3 protein-coding genes and 2 pseudogenes are annotated in these 3,929 nt (G+C 39.0%); 2 read left to right on the forward strand and 3 right to left on the reverse strand.

Translation table 11 applies throughout. The features are described from left to right. Positions 1 to 247, forward strand: a pseudogene (locus tag AAEY57_RS18905) (hypothetical protein); the annotation flags it as partial. 3 nt (positions 248 to 250) lie between these two features. Here AAEY57_RS18905 and AAEY57_RS18910 read toward each other — a convergent pair. Then, positions 251 to 685 carry an AAA family ATPase gene (locus AAEY57_RS18910; protein ID WP_013464982.1) on the reverse strand — a complete coding sequence of 145 codons (435 nt, stop codon included), beginning with the start codon at positions 683 to 685 and terminating at the stop codon, positions 251 to 253. A gap of 291 nt (positions 686 to 976) precedes the next feature. Between AAEY57_RS18910 and asnS the strand changes: the two genes are divergently transcribed. Further along, complete coding sequence (gene asnS, locus AAEY57_RS18915; protein ID WP_350608546.1) at positions 977 to 2,374, forward strand: asparagine--tRNA ligase; 1,398 nt, start codon at positions 977 to 979, stop codon at positions 2,372 to 2,374. Positions 2,375 to 2,431: 57 nt separating this feature from the next. On the opposite strand, the gene AAEY57_RS18920 is transcribed toward asnS, so the two are convergent. Together AAEY57_RS18920 and AAEY57_RS18925 are read right to left on the reverse strand one after the other, a co-directional pair. Beyond that, positions 2,432 to 3,511, reverse strand: coding sequence for an acyltransferase family protein (locus AAEY57_RS18920; RefSeq protein ID WP_350608547.1), 1,080 nt, complete (start codon positions 3,509 to 3,511; stop codon positions 2,432 to 2,434). Between the two features lie 186 nt (positions 3,512 to 3,697). Then, positions 3,698 to 3,856, reverse strand: a pseudogene (locus tag AAEY57_RS18925) (electron transfer flavoprotein subunit alpha/FixB family protein); the annotation flags it as partial. Positions 3,857 to 3,929 lie beyond the last annotated feature (73 nt).

A 3,929-nucleotide genomic window follows, 5' to 3' on the forward strand; every position in this document is an offset into this window, starting at 1 on the left:
CGATAAATCTATGAGTGATGATGATCGATTAGATCACAGATTTATCGATATTCAAAGACTTGTGTATAAGAGACAGGCCTATAGCATTGTAGGCGGTAATCCTGCAAAAGTAATAAAAAAGCGTTTTAATGAAACAACTATCAATCAACTTTTAGCGATTACATGGTGGGATTGGAGCAGTGAAAAAATCACCGCTCATTTAGATGCCATTACCCACGCTGATATAGACGTATTAGCTAACATTTAATAATTACCACTCAAACATGTAGGCCATTTTACTAATGGTTTTAAGCGGTATGTTATGGCTGTTGCGCTTGGCATATAAGTGCTGCATTGATTTGTCTTTTACTTCACCAACAATCACTTCTTTTACTTGATACCCTAAAGCTATCGCTGCTTGCGAATAGGCAATGAATTCCCATTTTTTAATGTTAGTGTTATCAACAATAACCAGTTCAATACCTTGTGCTAACGCGTTAATAAAACGTGCTAGGTTTAGGTTGTGGTATTGCGATAATTTAAACTTATCAAAATGATACTCACCCTGCTCGTTTACAAAGTAATCATCTGTTGAGCAAATAAAATAATTGCTTTCATCTGCGCCCGATAATTCGTCAGCGAGATTTTGCGCATAATATGACTTACCACTGCCTGGCAGTCCTCGTAAAATAAAAACTTGTTTCATAGCATCCATTTTTTATTAATGGTAAACGTTAATTCGGTTTGATTACTAATAATGCCACAAATTGATGAATTTTCAGAGTAACAAATGGTAATAGTAGCCATTTAACACTAAAAATTGGTTAAAAAAACCGCGCATGACTAAAAACTTTTAAAGAGTTGCCCACAACAGTTTTTTTATTTTACTTTACTAGGTATTATACAAGGTTCAAGTGCAGTGACCTTACATACATAAATGCATGAGTAACGCACAGTTAATTTATATAGTTAGGCAACTTATATCATTGGAGTGAAGATGAGCCATTTAGCGATTTCAGAGCTATTAAAAGGCAATGTTGCGGTAGACAGCCAAGTAACCATTAAAGGCTGGATCCGTACACGCCGCGATTCAAAAGCAGGAATATCATTTTTAGCCGTTCATGACGGTTCGTGTTTTGATCCTATTCAAGCGGTAGTTCCTAATTCACTGAATAATTATGATGAAGTTACAAGCTTAACAGCAGGCTGTTCTGTGTCGGTTACCGGTGTATTAGTACAATCAGCAGGACAAGGGCAATCTTTCGAAATTCAAGCTAACTCAGTGACTGTGTTAGGTTGGGTTAAAAATCCAGATACTTACCCAATGTCGGCTAAGCGCCACAGCATTGAGTATTTACGTGAGCACGCTCACCTTCGCCCGCGCACCAACATGATTGGCGCAGTAACGCGTGTACGTAACTGTTTAGCGCAAGCGATTCATCGTTTTTACCATGAGCAAGGTTTTTACTGGATCAGCACACCAATCATCACAGCCAGTGACTGTGAAGGCGCAGGTGAAATGTTTCGCGTATCAACCCTTGATATGCAAAACCTGCCAATGACAGATAAAGGCGAAATTGATTACAGCGAAGACTTTTTTGGTAAAGAAGCATTCCTAACGGTATCTGGCCAGCTAAACGGTGAAACATATGCATCAGCTATGTCAAAAATTTACACCTTTGGTCCTACGTTCCGTGCAGAGAATTCAAATACATCTCGCCACTTAGCTGAATTTTGGATGGTAGAGCCAGAAGTTGCGTTTGCTGATTTAGAAGATATCGCAAAATTGGCTGAAAACATGCTTAAGTACGTGTTTAAAGCCGTACTTGAAGAACGCCGTGACGACATGGAGTTTTTTGCTCAACGTATCGAAAAAACAGCCATTAGCCGTTTAGAAGAATTTGTTGAAAAAGACTTCGCACAAGTTGATTACACAGACGCTGTAGAAATTCTAAAAGCGTGTGGCAAGAAATTTGAGTACGCTGTTGAATGGGGTGTAGATTTACAGTCTGAGCACGAGCGTTACCTAGCAGAAGAACACTTTAAAGCACCGGTTGTTATTAAAAACTACCCGCGCGATATTAAAGCATTTTACATGCGTCAAAACGAAGACGGCAAAACTGTTGCGGCTATGGACGTAGTAGCACCTGGCATTGGTGAGATCATTGGTGGTTCACAACGTGAAGAGCGTCTTGATGTATTAGATGCACGCCTTGAAGAAATGGGCTTAAACAAAGAAGACTACAGCTGGTACCGCGACCTACGTAAATACGGTAGCGTGCCACACTCTGGCTTTGGTTTAGGGTTTGAGCGCTTAGTTGCTTATGTTACCGGTATGGGTAACGTACGTGATGTAATTGCATTCCCTCGTACTAAAGGCAGCGCAACGTACTAAGCCACGCTTAGTAACGTTAAATAAAAAAACCAACCTACGGGTTGGTTTTTTATTGTCCTAAATCTTTATAAATATCTTTCGCTTATAAAGCATATTTGAAATTAACCAAAAGCCAATAACATGTAATAAAGCAAAGGTGAACGATGCCAATTTAGTGCTCATAACTAAAGCGAGTTGCTGATACATCCAATCCCCCAAGTTTAGCTCGCCAATATTAACCAGTGAATAGCTCAGTACCCACACACCCGATAACACATAAATAAACAACGGATTCGAGCCATACACAATTAATGGATTAACAAGACGTTCGGGTTTTACTATGTCGCAAAGCCACACAAAAAAGGCCAGTACAATACAGGCAATCCCTGAGGTGTAAATAACGAAGGTACTGGTCCAAAGCGATTTATTTATTGGCATAATCAGCGAGCCTAATTGCCCTAAAGCGATACCAACAACCCCAATGACCAACAAACGCTTAATACTTGTCCATTGACTGCTAGAGCTGGTAAGTAAACGGGTAACCTCAAAGCCAAATAAAACACTTACTACACTTGGTAAGGTGCTCAAAAGCCCTTCTGGATCAAACGCTAATCCTTTACCTTGCCACAAATGCGATTCACCTAATACCGCTATATCAACCGATCTAACCAGGTTGTTCTCTAGTGTATAGGCATTATTAGAACCAACACTTAAAAGCAGTAACCAATATGCAATTAAAATAACAACCGATAAGCTGATCACCCCTCGCCTGTTGAGTAACAATACACAGATAGACGCTAAAATATAGGCAATGCCTATTCGCTGTAATACGCCCAGTATTCTTAAGTTTTCAATGCTCGTGGTAAAGGGATAAATATTTAACGCTAAGCCAATAGCAAAAATAATTGCTCCTCGTTTTATCAGCCGTAACACTTGGCTTGCATTAGCTGTGCTGTTGGTTTTTTTAAATGAAAAAAACATCGCAGAGCCAATAATAAACATGCAAAACGGAAAAATTACATCCGTTGGTGTACACCCATGCCAATCGGCATGAAGTAAAGGTGCATACACGTGGGACCACGAACCCGGTGTATTTACCAGTATCATTAATGCGATGGTTAACCCCCGCATAGCATCAAGCGCTTTATACCTTGTCATTTTGGCTCCTATTTAATAATTTGTATGACTACAAATGACAACGCTGTCATTTTGTTATAAAAAAAAGCCAAGCGCAAGTAATTTAGATAAGTGGCGTTATTGAATTAAAAAAGCCGCAGAATCAAGAATGAAACGGCGGCTTTAAATCAGAATATTTAACTTTATTAATGCTGTGGTTATTAAACTTTATAAAGCTTGTTCAAGTTCAGGTAATACATCAAATAAATCAGCAACTAAACCGTAATCAGCCACTTGGAAAATAGGCGCATCTGGGTCTTTATTTATGGCCACAATAATTTTTGAGTCTTTCATGCCTGCTAAATGCTGAATTGCACCACTAATACCACGGCAAGATCATTATAAATTGAACTTATAGAATATGTAGTGATCAGATCAAGGCATAATAATCACCTTGGTC

Source organism: Pseudoalteromonas sp. MER144-MNA-CIBAN-0113 (assembly GCF_040308965.1).
GTDB lineage: Bacteria > Pseudomonadota > Gammaproteobacteria > Enterobacterales > Alteromonadaceae > Pseudoalteromonas > Pseudoalteromonas tetraodonis.

Bases quoted from the DNA above. Each gene is read 5' to 3' on its own strand.
- AAEY57_RS18920 (WP_350608547.1), bottom strand. From the start codon at position 3,511: ATGACAAGGTATAAAGCGCTTGATGCTATGCGGGGGTTAACCATCGCA.
- asnS (WP_350608546.1), top strand. From the start codon at position 977: ATGAGCCATTTAGCGATTTCAGAGCTATTAAAAGGCAATGTTGCGGTA.
- AAEY57_RS18910 (WP_013464982.1), bottom strand. From the start codon at position 685: ATGAAACAAGTTTTTATTTTACGAGGACTGCCAGGCAGTGGTAAGTCA.